Raw genomic sequence first — 24,306 nt, 5'->3', positions numbered from 1 at the left:
TCGTCATCAAGATTTATTTTAGAGAGCCCTGATTACGTAAGTAGTCAGGGCTTTTTTACATCTGCAATAAACTAAATGAGTGTTGATTCTAAAAAGAGAGTCGAGTTATTTGTATCTATGAAAGGTTTATATTGAAGTGAGTGCTTTGATTAGGTATTGAATGTTGCAGTTTTTTACATAGAAAAAAGCATCAAATAAACTACTTTATTTGATGCTTTTTAAATTAGTCAAATTAAAACATGTTCTGACTACAACTAAGGTAATTATGTCTCTGGTAGGTGATGCTTAGCGGATTGTAAATGATCAAGAGATACTGCTTTAGCTTTAGCACTGTCGCCTGCCATAATTGCCTCATAAATTAAACGGTGTTCATTTAAGCAAACATCACCTTCTTTAGAAGAGTGCATTATGAAGGTTTTAAACATGGTGGTTAGAATATTGCCAAAAGGTAAGTAGAAGTCATTATTAGTTGAGTTGAAAATAACTTGATGGAAGCTCATATCAACTTCTGTCCACTTAGCTTGATTGAAATTTTCGGTAACTTTTACCATTTCTTGAAAAATTTCAGAGAGTTCTTGACGTTGTTCTGGTGTCGCATGGATTGCTGCTAGTGCGCAGGCTTCTGGTTCTACAGCACGTCTAAGGCCTAAAAATTGACTACAAAAAACTTCAGGGTCACTTAAACCGTCCATCCATTCAATAATTTGGGCGTCTAAAAAATTCCAATATGCACGATGAACTACTTTAGTACCAATTTTAGGGCGAGATTCCAATAAGCCTTTAGAGGTGAGTAGTTTAATAGCTTCACGCAGTGCTGTACGGCTGACACCGAATTGCTCGCAAAGTGTCATTTCATTTGGAACAAGAGACCCTTGAGCTAACTCGCCTGATAAAATTCGACGGGCAATACTTCGAGCAACTTGTACGTGTAGACTTCTTGACGAGGTCGAGATACTAGAGAAATTATTAGTCATGGTGTCCTTGTTTTTTTTAGGCATATAGAGCGAGTTTTAAGTCGACCTTTAACTCCATTCGTAAGGATCGATGTCAAATTTTAACACACTCAATAGCACTTTTTTTATTTTAGTTTTATCAATTGTAATACAAAAAAAACATTATAAGTTTTATTTTATTAACAATAGCCTACAGAGGTTAATTTAGTTCTTATGTTTGTAAAATTGAGGAGATGTTTTTTTATATTATATAACGAATTTTTTGCAGTGTAAGGTAGTAAAAAGGCGGTCAGTTTTATAGGGCGCCTTTTTACTTTTTTAGAGCTAATATGGATTAGCTTGGCGTGTTACTACGCTTCAATTGCATGCGACGCAAGAATTCAGACATGATGTGCATGTAGAGCTCGTCGCCTAGGTATTTGTCTTCTACGCCTCGGTCGATGCTTGGGTTGTCGTTTACTTCGATAACGTAACCACGGCCATTAATTTCTTTTACATCAACCCCATATAAACCATCGCCAATCGGTTTAGTTGACGCGATTGCCGCTTGTAAAACGCGTCGAGGAACCTCAAATGTTGGCAAGGTATCAAAGCCGCCACTTTGGCTTTTGGTTTCGCTGTGTTGGTAAATCTGCCAGTGGTTTTTCACCATGTAATAACGACAAGCAAAGATCGGCTTGTTGTTTAAAATGCCGATACGCCAGTCGAATTCTGTGTACAGGTATTCTTGTACCAATAACAAAGACGATTTTTTGAATAGGGTATTTAGGCTTTCTGTCAGCGCCGCTCGGTTTTCCGCTTTGATTACGCCTTTTGAAAACGCGCCGTCAGGGATTTTCACTACCATTGGGTAGTTGATGACGGCTTCTAATGCTTCTTCTACGTCTTTTTCACCCTTGTGTACGATGCGCGTTTTTGGGCATGGCACTTTATGAGTGTTAAACAAATCCGCCAAGTACACCTTGTTGGTACAACGCATAATGGATTGGGGATCGTCCATGACGACCAAACCTGCAGCTTCGGCTTTTTTCGCGAAACGGTAAGTGTGGTGGTCGATATTAGTGGTTTCACGAATGAAAAGACCATCGTATTCTGGCAAGCGCATGATGTCTTTTGGCCCAATCATGTCGACTTGGATGCCAAGCTGTTTGCCTGCGTGTACGAATTTTTTCAACGCTTGTGAGTCGCTTGGCGGCATGTCTTCATCTGGGTTCACCAGCATAGCTAAGTCAAATTTCGCAGTACGCAAAGCACGGCTTTTGTTCCATACCTTGGTACTGAAAGCTTCTAATGATTCTGCGAATAAGGTTTCTTCTTCGTCGTTTAAATTTTTGTGGGAAGTAATTTGCAAATCACTCACTTGCCACGTTTTACGGAATTTCAATTTCACTTCTAACACTGGGCAAGCGAAGGCTTCGAACATTTTACGTGCGAATTCTTTCATCTCTGGTTGCGTACTTTTGCCAAACACACAATAGAAACTCAGTTCAGTTGGTGTTTCTGGCGTACCCAGCTTTTGCCCAAGAGCAGGCAGTAATTGCGCGACTTGCATTTCGTACAGTGTTTTTTTGCTGATGTCGTTTAAGACACGAACAGAAGGTATAACGTGATGACCACGGCTTTCTGCCAACAGAGAACAGTAATATCCATCAGACAGATATTTGTTGCTTTTACATAAGTTGATAATGCGTGTTCGTCCTTGGCTTTTGGTCGCCAAGTTTAGGTACTGTGTAAATGTGATCACTCGATCACTGGGTAAAAACGCGGACCAATCTTTGGCCTGATCAACAACAATGTACGTCTGTGACATTGGCTTTACTTTTCCTTCTTAATAGAATCTATTTGATTTGCTTATGTTGCCTTTTTGAAGGGCGTTTCAGCGTTTTTATACGCCTTAAATTTGAGCGGATATTGCGCTTGTTTTTATGTTTTAACAATCGATTTCAGCGTAAAAAATAAATATTTTTTTGATTAAATAATAAGCTATCTTTTTATGGAGTTTGGTCCTAGAATGCGCGAAAATTTCTGTCGTTCTTTTCCGACTTATTCCATGTTTTAACGGAACGACTCTTTGCCCTTTTCTGAGGCGATCTAATGACAACAGCAAACAGCACGACCAATAACACAGCAAGCAGCACGACCCATAACACAATAACGGCTTCCACTCTGGTGAATGTTCGCTCTGCGACAATAGAGGATTTAAACGCTCTGTTGGCGTTGGAAGAAAACGCATTCTCTGGCGATCGTTTGAGTCGTCGTAGTTTTCGTCGGGCGATTAGCAGTGCAGGGTCGTCTTTGTTGGTGGCGGCTGGAGAAGGGAAAAGTTTGCTTGGTTACGCTTTATTGCATCTTCGACAAGGCACAAGGTTGGCACGTTTGTATTCTCTTGCTGTGTCGCCACAGGCGCGTGGTTTGGGGATTGGTAAAGCCTTGATCCAAGCTTGCGAACAAAAAGCCATTAAAAAGGGTAAGAACTTATTGCGTTTAGAAGTCAGTGACGTAAATAAAAACGCCATCGCTTTATATCAAGTAATGGGGTACCGCGAGTTTGGTCATTACGATGCGTATTACGAAGATCAAACCGACGCGATTCGTATGCAAAAACCGTTGCGTCATGTGAGTAGCGAACAAACAGCTCGACCTTTGCCTTGGTTGGCACAAGGAACACCTTTTACGTGTGGGCCTGCGTCACTGCAAATGGTGTTGTCGGCGTTGCATCCTGAGTATCAAGCCACACCCAATGATGAGTTGGAAATTTGGCGCGAAGCCACAACGATTTTTATGACATCGGGCCATGGCGGTTGCCATCCGATGGGATTGGCGTTGGCAGCACAAAAACGCGGCTTGTCAGCTCAAGTTTGGCTAAGTGAAAATGGGCCGTTGTTTGTTGGTAGTGTGCGTGATGAATTGAAGAAAGAAGTGATCATGCGTGTACATGAAAGTTTTACTGAACAGTGTGAAGTATTAAAGATAGCAGTGCATTATTCTGTTATGCCATTAGAGCAATTGATTCGCGCTTTTGATTCCGGTGCGTTGGCGATTATTTTAATCAGTACCTTTCGAATGGATGGTAAAAAAGCGCCTCACTGGGTTGTGGTGTCAGGCTATGATGAGCATTGTATTTTGGTTCATGATCCAGACTATGAAGCCAAAGACGACACGCAAAATCCATTGGATTGCCAGTATGTGCCAATTGCACGGGATGAGTTCGAGAAGATGTCCCGTTTTGGTCAAAGCCGTTTGCAAGCAACGGTCGTGTTGAGGGCTTAGGTTCATTCATTCTTTGATTATAGACGGCAATTTTTATTGACGTTTTTTTTGCCACTTTTTTGCACAAAAGTACAAGCGTCAAGCTTACAGTCCTGACACAATAGGAAGAACAAACAAACAGAGGATGGATTAATGAAAGTGGCTTTTACCAGTGACAATATTGCAGGTGCGTCAGATTCTGTAATGGCAGCGATTATCGCAGCGAATCAGGGCGATACCATGCCATACGGAAATGATGATTACACAGCTCAAGTAACCAGTATGTTTGCTGAGCTTTTTGAATGTGACGTAGATGTGTTTCTTGTTTCTACTGGTACGGCAGCAAACGTGTTGAGTTTAAGTGCGATGACACCGCCATGGGGTAGTGTGCTTTGTCATTCTGAAAGTCACTTGTTAAATGATGAAAGCTCCGCGCCTGAATTTTATACAAACGGAGCGCGTTTGATTGGAATAGAAGGTGCGGATGCGAAGATTGACCCTATTGCACTTAAACATAGCATCCATCAAAAATTGGGCGACGTGCATTCTTGCCAACCGTCTGCCGTGAGTATTTCGCAAGTAACGGAGGTTGGTAGCCTTTATAGCCTAGGTGAAATTCGAGCGATTACTGATGTAGCAAAGTCGATGAATTTACCTGTTCATATGGATGGGGCACGCTTTGCGAATGCTTTGGTTTCGTTAGGTTGTACACCAGCAGAAATGACGTGGAAAGCAGGCGTTGATATTTTGTCTTTCGGTGCAACTAAAAACGGCGTGATGGCCGCGGAAGCGATTGTTGTATTCAATAAGTCTTTGGCAAAAGACTTAGGTTTTCTACGTAAACGCGGCGGCCATTTACATTCTAAAATGCGTTTGTTGGCATCACAAATGATAGCCTATTTAACGGATGAATTATGGCGTATAAATGCTGAGCATGCTAATAGCATGATGGCGCTATTACAGGACGGTTTAAAAACAGTTCCAGGCGTAACAATCAATACCCCCGCTCAGGCGAACATGTTGTTTTGTACCTTGCCAACACCCATGATTGAGCATCTTTTGGCGGGAGGTTATGCCTTTTATACCGGACGTTGGGCGGAAGGTGTGATTCGTTTGGTAACGTCTTTCCGTACACCAAAAGAAGGCGTCGAGGCTTTTATTGAAAGTGCACGGAACTTTGCTGAAAAAAATGTCTAGAGTTATTTTAGGCTAAAGGTTTGATGTATGTCTGTAGAAAAAAAACGCTCTTGATGAGCGTTTTTTTATTTAAGCTGTATGCAGACGATATTGGGATGGTGCTATTTGATAAGCCATTTTGAACATGCGATTAAAATGGCTTTGATCATAAAATCCATTATCGGTGGCTATATCGGCAATCATCGCGTTTGAAGAGGCAAGGCTAAAGCAGGCTTTTTCTAGCCTTAAACGCATTAACCAAGCATGTGGTGCTAGGCCAATTTGTTTTTGGAAGCGTCGAATAAATTGGAACCGAGTTAAACCACTTAAGATTGCTAATTCGTCTAAGGTTATTTTATTTTGTATATTTGCTTCGCAATAATCCCTAATTTTAATGAACTCTTGTTTTCCTAATTCGTGATCTTCTCCTCTCGTTGGTTTTTTATTAAGAATGCGCAAAAGCTCCGCCATGCTAGCAGTCAAAAGAGTTTCTTGATGTAGGTCGTGCTTTTCTGATTGGAAAGAATCTTTTAGTTGTAAAAGGCTTTTAGCAAGTAATGGATTGTTGATGGCATTAGGAGCTAATTGATTTTGAAAATCATTATATTGGCTATCGAAAAAGAAGATTTTTAGACGGTTAGGTGTAATACGAAATGTAGTTAGGTGATATTTGTCTTTCCCTTGTTCGCTGCCATTATGAACGACATCTGGTGGTATAAAACAGATATCTCCAAGAGTCAGGCTATGTTTTTCGCCTCTCCATGTTTGGTGTAAAACGCCTTTAGTAACTAGGCCAATGTGATAGTCCAAATGAAAGTGAGGTTGAAACGAGAATTGAGCTGAAGTCGCTTCGCCTATTGTTAATCCTGGTAACTCATCAATATGTTGATAATTAAAAGTATCGCTTATCGTCATGTTGTGATTCTCTATTCTTAAGGATTTTCAATTAATGGTTGTTTTTTGGGTGACTTTTGAGCGTGAAAAGAGCCTACTATAGTAGCGACAATTTTGTCGCTCCGCTTGTATTTTTGTGCAGTCATTTTGAACAGTATGCAAGCTTGATGTTGTCTTGAATAAGTAAAGGTTAGGTTTATGGAAGAGTTACTTCATTATGTGTTGAACGTGCAAGTTTTAGTACTTGTATTAGTGGTTGTATTACTAAAAAATTCGATTAAATTTGTGCCTCAAAATCAGGCATATGTAATCGAGCGTTTTGGCAAGTATCAATCGACAAAAGAAGCGGGTTTGAATTTTATCTTTCCTTTTATAGATCGTATTTCTGCTGATCGTTCTTTGAAAGAACAAGCCGTCGATGTACCTGAGCAGAGCGCTATTACTAAAGACAATATTTCTTTACATGTAGACGGTGTTTTGTATTTCCGTGTGCTTGATCCTTATAAAGCGACTTACGGCGTAGATAATTACGTATTTGCTGTGACACAGCTAGCGCAAACAACCATGCGTTCTGAGTTAGGTAAAATGGAATTGGATAAAACGTTTGAAGAGCGTGATGTGTTGAATACTAATATCGTTGCAGCGATTAATGAAGCTGCCGGCCCTTGGGGTATTCAAGTATTACGTTATGAAATTAAAGACATCATTCCACCACAATCTGTAATGGAAGCGATGGAAGCTCAAATGAAGGCTGAGCGTGTAAAACGTGCGCAGATTTTGGAATCAGAAGGTGATCGACAAGCGGCAATTAACCGCGCGGAAGGTAAAAAAGCCTCTGTTGTACTAGCGGCAGAAGCGGATAAAGAAGAGCAAGTATTACGTGCTGAAGGTGAAGCTAAAGCGATTGTAGCCGTTGCATCTGCTCAGGCTGAAGCTTTACGTCAAGTCGGTGAAGCAGCAGCAACGGATGAAGGTCAAAAAGCTATTCAGTTAGATCTAGCGTCTAAAGCTATTGACGCAAAACGAGCGATTGCGAAAGAGTCTTCTGTGGTTTTATTGCCTGATGGTTCTACGGATGCAGCGTCTGTGGTTGCACAGGCAATGACGATTATACAAACCATGACAAAAGGAAGCTAAGTATGGATTTCTTTACCAATAACCTGGCCGAAAGCTTATTTATTATTGGCTTGATTCTATTGGTCATCGAAGTGGCTGTATTAGGCTTTTCTACTTTTGTTTTATTTTTTGTTGGCTTAGCCGCTATGTTAACAGGTGCTTTTCTGTATGTAGGTATCCTGCCAAATAGTGGTTTAGGCGCGATGTTCAGTACTGGTATCTTGACACTTATCTTTGCTGTTATATTGTGGCGTCCTTTAAAGCGTATGCAATCTGATGTCAGTCCGAAAAAAGCACAAGGTGATCTGGTTGGTCATCAATTTATTCTGAAAGATACAGTGTCATTAACTGAGTCTCCAAAGTATCACTACTCTGGCGTGGATTGGTCTTTAATCAGTGTTGTACCTATAGAGATTGGAACACGAGTTGAAGTGATTGAGGCTGAGGTTGGCGCCTTTCATATTAAGGCTGTAGTTAATTAGCTCAGAGTAAATTTACTGAAAAAATAAAGTTCATGTAAATTACTGTCTAGAACATTAAATGCCAAATATCTTAAGGATATTTGGCATTTTTTATTGTAACTATCTGTACAACTGTACCAAGGTACAATTGAGACATCCTCTGAATTGCCATATCTTATTGTTAATCAGGCATATCCTCCGTCTAGGCGGAATTCTATTTAGGAAATATAACCATGAGCGACAGTTCAATATCATTTGCTACGCTAGGCGATCCAATTGGTTATGTCACCAAATTAAGTGGTTCTGCTGTAGTTCAATCCATTGATGGTCAAGATAGGCTTATTAAGCTCGGAGACCCTATTTTTTTTGGTGAGACGGTTGTAACTCGAAGTGATGGCAGTGTCACCATTTCTTTTATCGACGATACATATGTGGTTATTGGCCCTTATTCCTCTGTCGAGATGGAAAAGGAGATTGTCGGTACTGGTGAGGCTGAGGAGTCAGGAGAAAGTTCAGTTGCTGATATTGATACATTACAACAGGCAATTTTAGAAGGTGCCGATCCTACGTCTATCCAGGACGCTCCGGCTTCTGGTGAAGCATTGGTTGAGGCCCAACATCGAGTTGATGTATCTGTTTTACGTAACAATGCAGATGCTTTACCTAGTTATGGTTATGATACTAGCGGTGAATTATCGGAGGACTTAGAAACGATATCTCTAGATGAGAGTACTGGGAGTACCAATTCAATATCGATAAATTCAATATCAGTAAATGATGTTGTCGTTGTTAACGCTCCAACAATTACGATTTCTGGCGATACAAATAATGACAATATTTATAATGCAGCGGAGCTTGGAACTGATGGCACAGTAACGGCAATTATCAGTTTACCAAGTAGCTTTGATGCAACGACTGAGGCATTGAAAATTAATGGTGTGATTTATATTTTGTCTGCAGCTGAGATTGCAGCAGGTGTCGTGACTGTTGAAATTGATCCCGAAGAAACTATAACAGCTCAAATTACCGATGACGCAGGAAACACATCGACAGAAATAATCGCAACTGCACTTGAAGCGGATATAATAGCTGATGCAGGTACAGTTGTTATTAATAGTATCACTGCAGACGATGTCATTAATCTAGCGGAAAGCACTAGTACGATCACGGTAACTGGCACTGCGATAGGCGGTGATATTAGTGAAGATGATGTTGTTATCTTGGTTATTAATAATGTGACCTATACAACAACTGTTGATTCTCTTGGTAAATGGTCGGTTGATGTTGCGGGTTCTGATTTGACCTCTGATTCAGTATTCGATGCAATAGTCAGCTCAGGTGATGTGGCTGGTAATACAGTATCTAGTATTGGGACATCAACTCACACGGTAGATACAAAAGCGTTTGGTCAAATCGATGTTTACAAAATCACTGGTGATTCAGTGATAGGCACCAGCGAATCTGCAGTTGGAAAAACGGTTGATATTACTGGTTACGTAGGTAATGACGCTCGCCCTGGAGATGCTATTACCGTTACTTTAAATGGTGTTCAAATTGGTCAAGGAACCGTATCTACTACTCAAAACTCTGATGGTAAATATTTATATACAGTTGCTGTTTTAGGTTCTGATCTTGCGGCTACAACTGCAGTGGCTCCGTACATAACAGTCACAGTTACGGGGGAGGATGAAGTAGGTAATGCATTTTCTACAGAAAGCACAGAGGTCTATTCTGTAGATTCTTCTGGTAGTGTAGTGGTGGATCTTTATGTCACTGATTCAGATAGTATTATTAATGTAAATGAAGAAAAAAATGTAACGGTGGGGGGATGGTTAGAAGAAGGGGGCTCGGTTACTTCTATTTCTATAACAGATAAAAATGGCAAGGTTCTAACGATTGCAAATGGTTTTGTCCTTGATAGCTCTGGAGGCTGGTCATCTTTTGAGAAAAGTGTTGATGTTTCGACGCTCGCAGATGGTTCATTGAGAGTAGTTCTTAGTATCGTTGATAATTACGGTGTTTCAGGTACTTCGTCAGCAGTGGTTTTAACGAAAGATTCAGATGATGTGTCTTATCTTAATGATATTGATTCAACTGACGCTAAAATTGCAGTAATAAATAATACTCAAGGCCCATTAAGTGGCACTGCAAATGATGATGATTTGAGAGGTGATGAAGATAATACTGTAGATACAATCGATGGCTATGGTGGTGATGATATTCTTATTGGAAATAGTGGTTCTGATACGTTAAATGGCGGTTCTGGTGATGATGTATTGATTGGTGGAATGTTAGGTAGTGATGATGGATATATTGATACGCTAACAGGTGGTATGGGTGATGATATATTTATATTGCAAGACACTGGCTCTCTTGATGTGATTGCAGATTTCAACGCTCAAGAAGATAAGTTGGACCTCACAGCTCTACTGACTGGTTTAGTTGATAACCCAGGAACGGGTGCTGATATGTTGGCTATTGAAGAGTTTTTGTCTGCAAATATTAAAGTGACAGACCAGAGTGTAAAAGTAGATGGTGATGAAGTCGCCACCTTTGGTGTTGATTCATATTTTGATTCCGACGGTAGTGGTGTAGTGAATAGTTCAGATTACATTAAAGTGATTTTCAATGATCAAGAGTACAGTATTAATATAGATGGTTAAGTTTGCTTATAAAACACATAAAAAAGCCGCACAGAGTGAAGATTCAGTTCGGCTTTTTTATGTATTGATTTAATTGAAAATATTTTGTTTAAGAGATTGCATCTGATTGAGTAATCAATTTTTGCTTAGGCAGCCAAAGTGAAATGACGCTGGTGAGTAATAAGAATCCAAATGACACCCATAAACAACTGATCAATCCATATTCTTGGTAAATCCACCCTGATAACAAAGTTCCTATCAGTCGCCCCATAGCGTTGGCCATATAGTAAAACCCTACGTCCATGGAAACGCCTTCTTTACTGGCGAATTGAACGATGAGGTAACTGTGCAGTGAAGAGTTCACCGCGAAAACAGCGCCAAACACAATAAGTCCGCCCAATAGGGTTATTTGCGGATAAAAAGATAACTGCAAACCGATTGCGATGCCTGCTGGCAAGACGGTTAATGCGAGTGCCCACAAGGTGATGATCTTGGCGCTGGGAATCTGTTTACTGCGTTTGCCTGTTATATGCGGAGCAAGACTTTGGATTATGCCGTAGCCAATTACCCAGAGTGCGAGGAAGCCTCCAACCGTCCAATGATCCCAACCAAATTGACTGCTTAGATAAACGGGCAGAGCGACCACAAACCACACATCACGCGCGCCGAAAAGAAACATGCGAGCCGCAGAGAGAATATTAATTTCTCTGCTTTTCGAGAAGATTTCAGCGAATTTCGGTTTGCTTTTTGACTTACCAAGGTCTTCTTTTAATTGCCAAAGACTAAACGCCCATACCAAGCCAAGAGTCAGCGTCATAATCAGAATCGCTTGATGGAAGCCAACGGTGGTTAACAGTAAACCGCCAAGAAAGAATCCGATGCCTTTTAGAGCGTTCTTCGAACCTGTAAGCAAGGCGATCCATTGGTACAGTTGTCCGCTTTCGCCTTTTGGCACTAAAACTTTGATGGAGCTTTTAGCGCTCATTTTATTGAGGTCTTTGGCAATGCCAGACAAAGCTTGCGCAGCCATAACCCAAATAACAGTTAACCAAGAGTCAGGTACTAAGAGCATTCCGAGCGCAGCAATTTGCATACCGAGTCCGATGTTCATCGTTCGGTTGAGTCCCCATCTTGCACCCAGCCAACCGCCAAACAAGTTTGTTACCACGCCAAAGGCTTCATAGAAAACGAAAAGTAGGGCTATGTCTAAGGCGCCGTAGCCTAATTCGTAGAAATACAAAACAACCAACATGCGCAATGCACCATCGGTAAGGGTAAAACACCAATAGTTACCTGTGACGATCAAATATTGGCGAACACTTTGAGAAAGTTGTGAAAGCATAGTCTCGTCTTCTGCTTTGATGTTGTGGCGAATGAAAGAAACGGTCTTACGACCGTTTTTAAATTATTTGTTATCTGAGCTTATTTATCTAAACGACCCACTTTACGCATCAGTTCTGCGGTGCGATTGGCGTAACCCCATTCGTTGTCATACCAAACATACAGCTTCACTTGTGTGCCATTGATGACCATGGTGCTTGGCGCATCGATGATGCTAGACCGAGGGTCGGTTTTGTAATCGATAGAAACCAATGGGCGTTCTTCGTAGCCAAGGATATCTTTTAATTCGCCTTCGCTGGCGGTTTTAAGTAATTGGTTGATTTCTGCTTCTGTGGTGGCGCGGTTCATCTCAAAAACGCAATCGGTCAGTGACGCGTTGGTTAATGGAATACGAACCGCATGGCCGTTTAGCTTGCCTTTTAATTCTGGGAAAATGTGCGTAATGGCGGTCGCAGAACCTGTCGTTGTTGGGATTAAGCTGCTGCCGCAAGCACGGGCGCGACGTAAGTCTTTGTGGGGCGAATCGATAATGGTTTGTGTATTGGTTATGTCATGAATGGTGGTCATGGAACCGTGTTTGATGCCAATGGATTCGTGCAGTACTTTCACCACGGGGGCGAGACAGTTGGTGGTACAAGAAGCAGCAGTGATGATTTGGTGTTGGCTTGGATCGTAGTCTTTATCATTGACACCCATAACCAAGTTTAGCACGCCGTCTTCTTTTACCGGAGCGGTCACCACGACGCGTTTTACGCCTTGGTCAAGATACGCTTGTAGCAATGCTTTGGTTTTCATTGCACCAGTGGCTTCAATGACCACGTCACATTGGGACCAGTTGGTTGAAGCGATGTCCCGATTTTTCGTGCATTTGATTTCGTGACCGTTAATTAAGATAGTCTCGCCATCGCTGGTGGCATTGTGATTCCAGCGACCGTGTACAGAGTCAAAATTAACAAGGTGAGCAAGGGTTGCGGCGTCACCAGCAGCATCATTGATTTGGACAAATTCTACGTCGTCCCAATCAAAAGCGGCACGAAAAGAAAGTCTGCCCATGCGGCCAAACCCATTGATTCCTACTTTGATCGTCATTGCTTGTCTCCGTGTTGTGATTTTGCAAATTAGGTTTTATCGATAAAACTTTGTTTGTTTGTTTGTTTGTTATAAAAACAGCATTAGCAGCAGACTGTGAGTCGTTCTGGTCGGCTGCCCATGTTTTCTAGTTGATTGAGATTCTCTTGTAACCACTGTGTTTGGTTATTCAGTGTTGTTTTTAAAATATGTTGCGCCCATTCCGGCAGCTCGGCGTGAAGTTTGTAAAATACCCATTGGCCTTGGCGTCTGTCGCTGAGTAGGCCGCTTTTACGTAATTGAGCGAGGTGACGCGATATTTTAGGTTGAGATTCATTTAGCGCGGCCATGAGTTCGCAAACGCACAACTCTTCTGCTTGTGTAATCAGTAGAAGACAGCGTAAGCGTGTATCGTCTGCCAGTGCTTTAAAAAAGAAAGTTGGATCCATGTTGGTCGCCATTTAATGCATTTTATGTTGTTTGGATTCTATATTAGGTTTTTATATATGGAAAGTCATATATTTGTTTTTTCATATATATTGAATGATTCAATGTGTTTTGCGTATGTTGTGTGAATGTTTGAGGTCGGTGAACCCAATAAAAAAGACGAGATCCGAAGAGCTCGCCTTTTTAGATGGTGGTATTTCTGTTTTAAGTCAGGCGTTAACTAACGAAGAATCAAAAGTGGGATGTCGCTTTCGATGATCATTTTTGTGGTGTTGCTACCAACAAAGAACTGACGAACTTTTGAGTGAGCATAAGCTCCCATCGCCATCAATTCGATATTATGGTCTTTGCGATACTGAGTGAGCACAGGGTAGATTTTACCCGGCTGAATAACCGAGGTGACTTCAAACCCTTCTTCTTCGAGGATGTTTTGCGCCTCTTCCAATTTAGCGCGTCTTTCTTTTGTGTCATCTCCCGCCATGACCAAATGACAAGGTAAGCCTAGCAAAAGTGGGCTCTGTGCAATGCGAGCAATGGCGTTGTCGGCGGCTTCACGACCATCGTAAGCAATCATGAAGTTTGTTGGTGCTTTGAATTTATCGACACTAATCAAAATGGGTTTGTGCGAGGCACGAGCAACACGTTCTATGTGTGATCCAATGGTATGGGCGTCCATGGCGTGGTTACTACCAAGTCGTCCGATCACAATAAGACGAGTTTCTTCTTCAAGGTCTGCAAGTGTTTCAATAAGATCGCCGTGACGCTGTAGCAATTCTATCTGTTTGGCTCCAGCTTTTAGTGCAAATGCTTTGGCGTTCTCAAGCACTAATTTACCGTGTTCCAGTGCCAACTTTGCTCGTTGGGCGTCCAGCGAAACAAGCTCGTCGAGTAAGTGTTCTCGACTCCCGAAACCGATGGAACCGGATAGATCCTCATCCGTTCGGGTGACTTCTTCCTCTAAAGAGTGCAGCAATGTCAGAGGGCAAGCCATTTGTTTGGCAGCCCACACAGATGCTGTGGTGACGCTTTCTGATAAAACAGAACCATCGATACAAGCTATTATGTTTGTCATTGCTGTACTCCCTATCTCATTATTTTAAAAAAGAAGGAGAAGGTGATTTATGGTCGTTGACGATTAATGACCGCCCATCACTTTTTCAACTTCTTCTGGGTTGTTATGAACGCCAAACTTGTCGACAACCGTCGCGCTGGCTTCATTCAATCCTACAACGTCTACTTCAGCACCTTCACGACGGAATTTGATCACTACTTTATCCAAAGCGGATACGGATGTGATGTCCCAGAAGTGTGCATCTGATAAATCGATCGTAACCTTTTCAACCGCTTCTTTAAAATCAAAAGACGCATTAAATTGATCTGACGACGCAAAAAAGACTTGTCCGATTACTTTATAAGTACGGTGACCTGTATTTTCTGTTGCGTTGTTCGTGACCACCATGAAACGGCCAATCTTGTTAGCAAAGAACAATGCCGCCAATAACACGCCAACAAACACACCCAGTGCAAGGTTGTGTGTTGCGACAACGATAGAAACCGTTGCCAACATAACAATGTTAGTTGATAGCGGGTGTTTCTTCAGGTTAATGATGGATTCCCAAGAGAAAGTACCAATAGATACCATGATCATTACAGCCACTAATGCCGCCATTGGGATCTGACCAATCAGGTCATCAAGGAAGACCACCATAATCAATAGAAGGAAGCCGGCAATAAAAGTGGATAAACGACCACGCCCACCGGATTTTACGTTGATAACAGATTGTCCAATCATGGCACAACCAGCCATACCGCCAAGTAAACTTGAACCTATGTTAGCGATACCTTGACCTTTACACTCACGGTTTTTATCACTGGTTGTGTCGGTGAATTCATCCACTATGGTGGCTGTCATCATTGATTCTAGAAGACCTACAGTGGCAAGGCCAATTGAGTAAGGCAAAATAATCATCAATGTTTCTAGTGTTAATGGAACATCAGGCCATAGGAAGATAGGTAGTGTATCTGGAAGCTCACCCATATCTGCAACTGTGCGAATGTCTAATCCGTAAGTCATGGCGAAAACAGTCAGTACAACAATACAAACTAATGGTGAAGGCAGTGCTTTACCAATTACAGGAAGTAAAGGAAAAAGGTAAATAATGCCTAAACCAGCGGCTGTCATTGCGTAAACATGCCAAGTGACGTCGGTTAATTCTGGCAACTGAGCCATGAATATCAGAATGGCCAAAGCGTTTACAAATCCAGTGACAACCGATCGGGAGACAAATCGCATTAAGGAACCAAGTTTCAAATATCCCGCAAAAATCTGAATGACACCGGTTAATAGACTGGCAGCCAGTAGATATTCCAAACCATGGTCTTTTACCAATGTCACCATTAATAAAGCCATTGCGCCAGTTGCTGCGGAGATCATGCCTGGACGACCACCAACAAACGAGATGATAACAGCGATACAAAAAGACGCGTATAAGCCTACTTTCGGATCTACGCCCGCAATAATAGAAAAGGCAATTGCTTCAGGTATTAAAGCAAGCGCAACAACTGTGCCGGCGAGAGAGTCGCCTTTTATGTTCGAGAACCAATCTCGTTTTATCGAATCGATCATTTATTACCTTCTGAATTCATAAGAAAAATAAGCTGTCGCTTTTTATTACAAGAAGCTTGAGATTATTGCGCCAGAGTATGGCAAATGCGTGACATTCTCATACAGGTTTGATGAGAGAGTCTGGAATAGACTTTGAAATAGGCTATCGAAACAGATTATAAAAAAACAAAAAACCTGTGAGCGCTGAGTTCAGAGTCGAAGTGGCAAAAATTATAAAGATTTGAGTGATGTATAGCAATGATAAGGGGCTGAAAGCCTAGCTAGATAAGGAAATTATTAAAAAACAATAAATAAATACAACGACTGTACCAAGGTACAATAGATACTTTGCTTTTAAATCCCTATTCTATTAGTAATTATTAGATTATTACGCCTTATTTAGAGTCCAGGAGATTCACCATGAGCGACAGCCAAACAACTTCTTCAATATCAGGTACACCTATTGGTGTTGTCACTAAATTAACTGGCTCAGTAGTAGTTCAGTCTGTTGATGGACAGGATCGAATCATCAGTATTGGTGACTCTATATATTTTGGAGAAACTGTCCTTACAGGAAGCGGTTCTAGTGTAACTATTACTTTTGTTGATAACACAGAAGTTGTTATCGGTGGTGACGCCATTGTTGAAATAACTGATGAAATTTATAACGCAGGTGATGCAGAAGACCTTGTGGCAGATTCGGTTGCGGATATTGAAGCGTTGCAGGCAGCAATACTTGCTGGTGATGACCCTACTCTTACCCAAGAAGCGCCTGCAGCGGGTGAAGTTCTGGAAGATGAAGATACTGTTGGCGTATCTGTTGCTCGAACAGCAGGTGTGGCTGGTGTGGATTCAGGTTTTGAAACTTTACCAGGGTATGGATTTGATACAGATACACAAGACGACTCTGAAGGCGATGATTATATCGTTAGCAGTACATCAACAAATGTAGCTGATGCCGTTGCAGGTACTGTCACTATAAATTCCATTACATCGGATGACATCATTGATGCAGCCGAAGCAAAAGGTACAGTAACTGTATCTGGTTCAGCAACAGGCGGTGACATTTCGTCAGGTGATTTGGTCTCCTTGGTTGTTAATGGTACTAGGTATGTAACAAGTGTCGGTTCTGATGGCTCTTGGTCTATTGGTGTAACTGGTACTGATTTAGCTGCGGATACGGAATTTGATGTTGTTGTGTTCTCTTCTAATAGCGATGGAAATACTGTTGAAAGTGCTTCAACTTCAACGCATACCATTGATCAAACTCCACTTCTAATTAATTTGGATATCGACCAAGTAACTGACGACGCTACTATAAACGCTTCAGAAGCAGGCAATACGATTACAATTACAGGTACAGTAACAGGTGATGACTTTGAAAGTGGGATTGTGACGCTTGTTATTAATGACGTTACTTATACGACCACAGTTGGCTCTGATGGAGTTTGGTCTGTTGATGTTGCGGGTTCAGATCTAGAGGCTGATGCAAACTCCGAGATAGATGGCAGCGTATCTGTTGTTAATAATATTGGCCAAGAAGGTGATGCTAATACAACAGAAAGCTACTTTGTAGATACGACGGCTAGAGCTGTCATAAGAGTTAACAGCATTACAGACGATGACATTATTAATGCTGAAGAAAGCGAAGGCACAGTGACTGTTTCTGGGAGTGTCGGATTTGATGTTGCTAATGGTGACATCGTATCAATGACGATTAATGGTGTTATTTATACAGCAGTTGTGGCAAGCAATTTATGGAGTGTCGCTGTTAAAGGTAGTGACCTTGCTGCAGATGCCTCTTTTACGGTTACTGTTACAGGTGAAGATTCTGCTGGTAATTCCTTCACTGCAAGTACGACATCTACTCATACGGTTGATGTAACGGCTTCTGCACCAACGATAGCGATCGCAGGTGATACAAATAATGATGGCGTTTACAACGCAGCGGAGCTTGGAACAGATGGCACCGTGACGGCAACGATCAGTATCCCAGCGGATGCGGTTGCTGGCGACACAGTGACGTACCAAGTGGATGATGCAGACGCCGTAAGTGTGGTCTTAACAGACGCGTTGATTAGCAGCGGCATTACGGTCGAAATCGAACCAGAAGCGACGATTACGGCGACGATTACAGACGTAGCGGGCAACACATCGACTGAAGCGACAGCGACAGCAGATGATGCAGACACAACGGCGACGTTGGCACCAACGATAGCGATCGCAGGTGATACAAATAATGATGGCGTTTACAACGCAGCGGAGCTTGGAACAGATGGCACCGTGACGGCAACGATCAGTATCCCAGCGGATGCGGTTGCTGGCGACACAGTGACGTACCAAGTGGATGATGCAGACGCCGTAAGTGTGGTCTTAACAGACGCGTTGATTAGCAGCGGCATTACGGTCGAAATCGAACCAGAAGCGACGATTACGGCGACGATTACAGACGTAGCGGGCAACACATCGACTGAAGCGACAGCGACAGCGTTGGTGTCTGTTATTGCTGACTCTAGTAGTACTCTTGAAGATACAGCTGTTAGCGGTAATGTTTTAGCGAATGACAGTGATGCTGATAATACTTTAACAGTGAGTAGCTTCACGATTGATGGTGACGATACAACTTATACTATTACTGAGAACGAAGACGGTTCTGTCGATGCCGTTATTGTTACTGAAGCTATTACTGTAATCGATAGTGATGGTAATGAAACAACATCAACAGCGACGGTTGGTACAATCGTTTTAGGTTCAGACGGTAGTTATACCTTCACACCAACTGATGATTGGAGTGGTACTGTTCCTCAAATAACCTACACAACGAATACTGGTACAACGTCTACATTAGATATTACTGTTGATGCGGTAGCCGATACACCTACTTTAAATGTGACTGAGACGGTGACTATTAATGTTGATAGTTATGGTGAAGTTGGTGATAGCCAAGTTAGTTCTGGTAACGGCTATACGCTGACTGGGTATAGTAATTTTGTAGAAATCGGATCAGACGATAATGTAATTGGAGCACTTACTACAGTGACCGGTACTAGTCATGATGGTATTGGCGTCGATGCTGCAACGACTAATGGATCAGACACTGTTTCAGAAATAGGTTCTGATGCAGATCAGAGTGAAGCAATTGTTATTACCTTTGATGATGCGGTTACATCTGTCGATGCTTCCTTTGCATGGTTGAGTTCTGCAGAAACAGCAACTTACACTCTTTATTCGGACGGAAATATTGTATCTATAGGTACTTTTTCTAACGGCACTGACACAGTAGATGATGCGGGAACAATTAGTTTTACTGACGAAGATGGTAATCTCGTTGCGTTTGATACGATTGTATTTAGCGCAGAGTACGATTCATCAGTAACTAACTCTACTGATAATGATTTCCTTCTGAACTCATTGAGCTTCGAAAATGTCATCACATCTGGTGTGGAAACTTTGTCGACACTAGAAGGTGGAGATGTATCCTTTACTATTAATGCCGCTTCAACGGATCAAGATGGTTCTGAGACATTAGCTGTTGAAGTTCAAGATATTCCGGTTGGCTTTACTCTTACTGATGGTACTAATACGTTTACCTCTAGTGAATATTCAACTGTGGCAGATGTTACTAGTTGGAACTTAGACAACTTAACATTAACGACCATTGATATTGATGCGACAACGACATATGTATTAACCGTTGTAGCAACCGCAACTGAAGGTGAGACATCAAGTTCTACTTCAGAAGAGATAACAGTTGTTGTTGTAAATGATGATTCAATTGGCATCCCAGAGATTACATTTGAAAGTACAGGTGATGATGATGTCTACAATGCGGAGGAAGTTGCAGAGGGTGCTGCGAACACTATTACAGCGACAATTTCGGTAGCTGGATCAGAAGTTGGTGACACTTTGGTGTACAGCGTGACGGAAGGTAATGTGGTAACAGAAGTTACCGTTACTTTAACTGCAGACAATATTGAAAATGGTGTAACAGTTGAGGTCTCTCCAGGTGCAGAAGTTACAGCGACTTTGTCTGATGAACGAGGAAATGAATCAGATTCTGTGACGGAAAAGGCTGCAGAATCGGATCTAGAAGCAGCTGCGGGTATAGTCTCTGTAGATGCGATTACACCGGATGACGTGATCAATGCAGCAGAAGCTGACAGCACAATTACAGTAACTGGCTCAGCAATTGGTGGCGACATAGCGAAAGACGATATCGTGACTCTAGAGATCAACGATAAAACTTATATAGCAATAGTGGGTGCGGATGGTAATTGGTCTGTTGAAGTAGCAGGTTCTGATTTAGCGGCAGATACAACGTTAGACGTCGTTGTAGAGTCAAGCGATGCAGCTGGAAACACGGTTGAATCAGTAGGGTCTTCAACTCATACAGTTGATACCTCAGCCGAAGGGCGAATTGACATCGACCGAATTACTTCCGACAAAGTCATTAACTCCGAAGAGTCAGAGGAAGGCAATTTGGTTGCCATTACTGGTTATGTCGGTAATGATGCTCAACCTGGCGATACGATTAGTGTAACACTTGATGGTGTTCTTATTGGTGAAGGTGTTGTTTCTGAAGAAACTAACGAAAACGGAGAGTTTTTATATTCTGTCGATGTATTAGGTTCTGATTTAGCTAGCACTACTATGGCAAGTCCTGAAATAGTTGTTACCGTTTCTGGTGAAGATGAAGCTGGTAATGCTTTTTCTGCCCAAAGCACTGAAATTTATAAAGTAGATATGTTTGCTGATGTTGCGGTGTCTTTATCTGAAGAAAGTGGTGACTCAATCATTAACTTCGATGAGATGGATAATTTAGTAGTTAGTGGATTTGTTGAAGTAGGTGGTGATGTAACGTCTATTACAATTACTGATAGTAACGGTGGAGCCATTACTATCAGTGGTGAAAATGTCAGTGTAGATGATAATGGCGACTTTAAAGTTAATGCTGATGTGTCAACTTTATCGGATGGCGAATTGAGCGTTGTTGTTAATGTAACTGATGGGTACGGAAACTCAGGCTCTTCATATCCAGAAGTCATTGATAAAGATACGTCAGCAGACGCAGGTACCATTTCTATAGATGTAATCACATTGGATGACGTGATTAACGCAGCAGAAGCAGAAAGCACAATCACAGTAACGGGTTCAGCATCTGGCGGCGACATAGTGAAAGGCGATACCGTAACGGTCGAAGTCAACGGAACGAAATACACAACAACAGTAAGTACTGATGGTAGTTGGAGTGTGGAAGTCGCAGGTTCTGATTTAGCTGCAGACACAGAATTCGATGCGGTTGTTACTTCAAGCGATGAAGTAGGCAATGCAGTTACTTCTTCCGCTACCTCAACTCATACGGTTGATACTTCAGCTGATGCGCCGATGATCAGTTTGGAGGCAGCAGATACCAGCGAAGATGGCGTTTACAACGCGGAAGAGCTTGGAACCGACGGTACGGTAACAGCGACGATCACTCTACCAGACGACTTTAATGCGACAAGGGATACCTTGACCATCAATGGTGAGACACATACTTTAACTGAAGCGGAAATTACAGCAGGTGAAGTAAACGTCGAGATATCTCCAGAAGAGACTGTTACTGCGACGATTACGGATGCTGCAGGAAATACTTCAGAAGAATCGAGTGTTACCGCATTGGCTGTCAATAATACACCGGTGTCAGTAACAACCACATCAACGCTTCAACTTGTTGCCGCAGTTAGTACTTTCGCAATTTCTAGTATTGCATCAGGCTTCTCGAATTCTGAGTTTGATGAAGGAGGTTGGAGAGGTCGTTCCGATGAAGAAAATAATGATGATGATGTGTATGATGAAGTTGTTTCGTGGGGTAATGGAGGTAAAAATAACAAGTATGACGCCGGAGAAAGCTCTATAACAGCCAGTGAAGGTGATGCGGCTTCAGACTTAGGCTTTGGAGACTCTGTCGTTATCGCTAGTATTTCTCATACGAATGATGCTACGACTTCTACTTATGACAATAAAGAAGTAAGCGATAACTTAGAAGAAACAGATTTCAATGTTGATGTGACTTTGGTTATTGCGGGTGAAGAAGTGACAGTGAATCTATCTTCTTCACTTGTTGTCGATGAAACAGATAATTCAAGCTCGAATTCAGATGATTCATTAACCCTTGAAACAACAAGCGCAACAGTGGAAGTAGATGGTGTTACTTATACTGTGTACTTAGATGGTTTCTTAGTGGATGGAGAAGTGGTGACAACTGTTTCTACTGCCGAAAATGAAACCGCTACTTTCTCTGTGGTTGCTCATGTTGAATCAAGTGAGACAACAAGTTCTGATGATAATATATTAACGGGTATGTTAACCGTTGATGGTGGTGACGATGGTTTTGCTTATGTTGTTGCTAGTGATACGACTGATAATAATGGCACCTTGGTGATCAACACAGATGGAACTTACAGCTTTACGCCAAGTGACTCGCTTCTTAATTCAATTAGTAGTACTGAAGTACTGACATACACTTATACAGTTGTGGATACAGATGGTGACTCTGTTGAGAACACTTTAATTATTAATGTTTATCCAGATGCAAGCACACTAGGCACTGTAACCGTTGAAAGTGTCACTTTAGGTTCTGTTGATGACAGTTATGATTACAGTACAACGAGCGATATCAGTAGTGGAACGTTTGATAGTGAAGATGGATTTGGTAGTGGTGATGACAGCATTACTGTAAGTACAGGTACGTCAGATATCGAAGGCTCTACTTATATTGATATGGATTCAGGTAACGATACGATCACTGTTGAAGATGATATTAAAGGAAATACTTTCATCGATATGGGAGATGGTGACGATACAATTACCGTTGGTGATGACATTAGTGGAAATGCTGAAATTGATATGGGAGCTGGTCATGACACTGTCATTATTGGTGGTAATTTCAGTAGCACTAATTCATTAGAAACAGATGAAGGGAACGATACTGTTACTGTGGGAGGTAATGTTAGTGGCGAAATTCACATGGATGAAGGGGATGATTACCTTTCTATCGGTGGAACCATTAGCGACACCGTCGATGGAGGCTCATCTGGAACAGATTATTTGTATTTAGCATCGTATTCTTATGATGACTATATCAATGACGTCGATAGTATTCGCACTGAATATATAGAAGACTTTGAATACATCATGTTTAGTGATGGTGTTGTTTATGATGTTGATGAAGGTGAATTAACAACAGATGCGACAGTATTGACAGTATTTGCTAATGGTACGGCAAATACTGAATCTACACTCAATTCAAATGATCTTTATACTGTTACTGGTACTGCAACGGGTGGTTATATATCTGAAGGCAATACAGTAACGCTGGAAATTAACGGAACTACCTATACCACGGTTGTGACGTCAGAAGGATCTTGGACCGTTGATGTCGCTAAATCTGATCTAGATGTTGATAATGACTTTGATGCGGTGGTTAGTTCTTTAGATAGCAATGATAATATTGTTCTAACACAAACTTCTTACACCTATTCAAATACAACGGATGATTCGAATAGCAGTGATGACGAATCAACCAAGTTTGAAGAAATGGCAGCAAACTTGGACGATAATATTACATGGTTTGAATCTAATACAGGCATTGAAGATACTTCAACTGATTCTGTTGATCAAAATGATAAGTACTGGAACGATGGCGAAACTGGTTCTCACGTTATAGGAACAAGTAACGACGATACCATTTATGGTAATGGCGGAGATGACCATCTTGTTGGTAATAATAGTCAAGATGACCTATTTGGTGGAGAAGGAAGCGATTGGTTAGAAGGTGGTGACGGAGACGACAATCTATACGGCAATGAAGGAGACGATTTATTAGACGGCGGCTCTGGTCAAGATTATATTGAAGGTGGCGCCGGAAACGACATTCTTCGTGGTGAGGATGGCGATGACACCTTATTGGGTGGAGACGGAAACGACATTCTATTAGGAGGTCAAGGTCAGGACACACTCACTGGTGGTGATGGCTGTGATTTGTTTATTCTTCAGGATCCATCTATTGGTAGCATTGATACTATTACTGATTTTAATGTTAACGATGATGCTCTTGATGTCAGTGACTTATTATCGGGTGATAATATTGACTTAGATGATGTGGATGCTGTTACCGCTTATCTTAATGCAAACCTTACATTGGATTCGAATGATGATGGATCTGGTAGCTTAACAGTGAAGGATGAAAACGGCGCTGATCATGATGTTGCGACATTTGGCTCCGACTCTACATTAGATAGTGGTTCAACTGTAACTGTTATCTACAACGAGCAGGAGTACAGTATTAATATAGACGGCTAATCATTGCATGA

At 41.7% G+C, this 24,306-nt stretch carries 14 protein-coding genes; 6 read left to right on the top strand and 8 right to left on the bottom strand.

The features are described from left to right. Positions 1 to 263: 263 nt before the first annotated feature. Positions 264 to 974, bottom strand: a complete 711-nt coding sequence (locus IF202_RS14295; RefSeq protein ID WP_191595577.1) for a FadR/GntR family transcriptional regulator — start codon at positions 972 to 974, stop codon at positions 264 to 266. Positions 975 to 1,287: 313 nt separating this feature from the next. Then, positions 1,288 to 2,763 (bottom strand): RimK family protein, encoded by a 1,476-nt coding sequence (locus IF202_RS14290; RefSeq protein ID WP_191595576.1) that lies wholly within the window; start codon positions 2,761 to 2,763, stop codon positions 1,288 to 1,290. 284 nt (positions 2,764 to 3,047) lie between these two features. Here IF202_RS14290 and IF202_RS14285 point away from each other — a divergent pair, with 284 nt between their 5' ends. Together IF202_RS14285 and IF202_RS14280 are read left to right on the top strand one after the other, a co-directional pair. Continuing rightward, positions 3,048 to 4,223: a GNAT family N-acetyltransferase/peptidase C39 family protein gene (locus IF202_RS14285; RefSeq protein ID WP_191595575.1), complete on the top strand. Its 1,176-nt coding sequence runs from the start codon at positions 3,048 to 3,050 to the stop codon at positions 4,221 to 4,223. 132 nt (positions 4,224 to 4,355) lie between these two features. Then, entirely contained in the window at positions 4,356 to 5,399 is a 1,044-nt protein-coding gene (locus IF202_RS14280; RefSeq protein WP_191595574.1) for a threonine aldolase family protein, read from the top strand. A 69-nt stretch (positions 5,400 to 5,468) separates the two neighbouring features. Here the strand turns inward: IF202_RS14280 and IF202_RS14275 are convergent, their stop codons facing one another. Next, a complete protein-coding gene (locus tag IF202_RS14275; protein ID WP_191595573.1) occupies positions 5,469 to 6,293 on the bottom strand; it encodes an AraC family transcriptional regulator in 825 nt (274 codons plus the stop codon). Between the two features lie 177 nt (positions 6,294 to 6,470). On the opposite strand from IF202_RS14275, the gene IF202_RS14270 reads away from it, so the two are divergent. The 3 genes from IF202_RS14270 to IF202_RS14260 all read left to right on the top strand — a co-directional run bounded on the left by IF202_RS14270 (position 6,471) and on the right by IF202_RS14260 (position 10,512). Beyond that, positions 6,471 to 7,409: an SPFH domain-containing protein gene (locus IF202_RS14270; RefSeq protein WP_191595572.1), complete on the top strand. Its 939-nt coding sequence runs from the start codon at positions 6,471 to 6,473 to the stop codon at positions 7,407 to 7,409. Between the two features lie 2 nt (positions 7,410 to 7,411). Then, the gene (locus tag IF202_RS14265; RefSeq protein ID WP_191595571.1) at positions 7,412 to 7,870 is read left to right on the top strand and encodes an NfeD family protein; all 459 of its coding nucleotides are present in this window, start codon (positions 7,412 to 7,414) and stop codon (positions 7,868 to 7,870) included. A 212-nt stretch (positions 7,871 to 8,082) separates the two neighbouring features. Beyond that, the gene (locus tag IF202_RS14260; protein ID WP_191595570.1) at positions 8,083 to 10,512 is read left to right on the top strand and encodes a retention module-containing protein; all 2,430 of its coding nucleotides are present in this window, start codon (positions 8,083 to 8,085) and stop codon (positions 10,510 to 10,512) included. 88 nt (positions 10,513 to 10,600) lie between these two features. Here IF202_RS14260 and arsJ read toward each other — a convergent pair whose 3' ends face one another. From arsJ to IF202_RS14235, 5 genes are all read right to left on the bottom strand, one after another. Beyond that, positions 10,601 to 11,833, bottom strand: a complete 1,233-nt coding sequence (gene arsJ / locus IF202_RS14255) for an organoarsenical effux MFS transporter ArsJ (RefSeq protein WP_191595569.1) — start codon at positions 11,831 to 11,833, stop codon at positions 10,601 to 10,603. 80 nt (positions 11,834 to 11,913) lie between these two features. Next, entirely contained in the window at positions 11,914 to 12,921 is a 1,008-nt protein-coding gene (locus tag IF202_RS14250) for an ArsJ-associated glyceraldehyde-3-phosphate dehydrogenase (RefSeq protein ID WP_191595568.1), read from the bottom strand. Positions 12,922 to 13,004: 83 nt separating this feature from the next. After that, positions 13,005 to 13,349 carry a metalloregulator ArsR/SmtB family transcription factor gene (locus IF202_RS14245; RefSeq protein WP_191595567.1) on the bottom strand — a complete coding sequence of 115 codons (345 nt, stop codon included), beginning with the start codon at positions 13,347 to 13,349 and terminating at the stop codon, positions 13,005 to 13,007. A gap of 218 nt (positions 13,350 to 13,567) precedes the next feature. Beyond that, positions 13,568 to 14,419, bottom strand: coding sequence for a universal stress protein (locus IF202_RS14240; RefSeq protein ID WP_191595566.1), 852 nt, complete (start codon positions 14,417 to 14,419; stop codon positions 13,568 to 13,570). Positions 14,420 to 14,482: 63 nt separating this feature from the next. Then, complete coding sequence (locus tag IF202_RS14235) at positions 14,483 to 15,973, bottom strand: SulP family inorganic anion transporter (protein ID WP_191595565.1); 1,491 nt, start codon at positions 15,971 to 15,973, stop codon at positions 14,483 to 14,485. Between the two features lie 399 nt (positions 15,974 to 16,372). On the opposite strand from IF202_RS14235, the gene IF202_RS14230 reads away from it, so the two are divergent. Beyond that, positions 16,373 to 24,295, top strand: a complete 7,923-nt coding sequence (locus IF202_RS14230; protein WP_191595564.1) for a retention module-containing protein — start codon at positions 16,373 to 16,375, stop codon at positions 24,293 to 24,295. The last annotated feature ends 11 nt before the right edge of the window (positions 24,296 to 24,306 follow it).

Source organism: Marinomonas colpomeniae, assembly GCF_014803385.1.
Lineage (GTDB): Bacteria > Pseudomonadota > Gammaproteobacteria > Pseudomonadales > Marinomonadaceae > Marinomonas > Marinomonas colpomeniae.
This window is presented reverse-complemented; position numbering and strand designations above follow the sequence as displayed.

Bases quoted from the DNA above. Each gene is read 5' to 3' on its own strand.
- IF202_RS14295 (WP_191595577.1), bottom strand. From the start codon at position 974: ATGACTAATAATTTCTCTAGTATCTCGACCTCGTCAAGAAGTCTACAC.
- IF202_RS14290 (WP_191595576.1), bottom strand. From the start codon at position 2,763: ATGTCACAGACGTACATTGTTGTTGATCAGGCCAAAGATTGGTCCGCG.
- IF202_RS14285 (WP_191595575.1), top strand. From the start codon at position 3,048: ATGACAACAGCAAACAGCACGACCAATAACACAGCAAGCAGCACGACC.
- IF202_RS14280 (WP_191595574.1), top strand. From the start codon at position 4,356: ATGAAAGTGGCTTTTACCAGTGACAATATTGCAGGTGCGTCAGATTCT.
- IF202_RS14275 (WP_191595573.1), bottom strand. From the start codon at position 6,293: ATGACGATAAGCGATACTTTTAATTATCAACATATTGATGAGTTACCA.
- IF202_RS14270 (WP_191595572.1), top strand. From the start codon at position 6,471: ATGGAAGAGTTACTTCATTATGTGTTGAACGTGCAAGTTTTAGTACTT.
- IF202_RS14265 (WP_191595571.1), top strand. From the start codon at position 7,412: ATGGATTTCTTTACCAATAACCTGGCCGAAAGCTTATTTATTATTGGC.
- IF202_RS14260 (WP_191595570.1), top strand. From the start codon at position 8,083: ATGAGCGACAGTTCAATATCATTTGCTACGCTAGGCGATCCAATTGGT.
- arsJ (WP_191595569.1), bottom strand. From the start codon at position 11,833: ATGCTTTCACAACTTTCTCAAAGTGTTCGCCAATATTTGATCGTCACA.
- IF202_RS14250 (WP_191595568.1), bottom strand. From the start codon at position 12,921: ATGACGATCAAAGTAGGAATCAATGGGTTTGGCCGCATGGGCAGACTT.
- IF202_RS14245 (WP_191595567.1), bottom strand. From the start codon at position 13,349: ATGGATCCAACTTTCTTTTTTAAAGCACTGGCAGACGATACACGCTTA.
- IF202_RS14240 (WP_191595566.1), bottom strand. From the start codon at position 14,419: ATGACAAACATAATAGCTTGTATCGATGGTTCTGTTTTATCAGAAAGC.
- IF202_RS14235 (WP_191595565.1), bottom strand. From the start codon at position 15,973: ATGATCGATTCGATAAAACGAGATTGGTTCTCGAACATAAAAGGCGAC.
- IF202_RS14230 (WP_191595564.1), top strand. From the start codon at position 16,373: ATGAGCGACAGCCAAACAACTTCTTCAATATCAGGTACACCTATTGGT.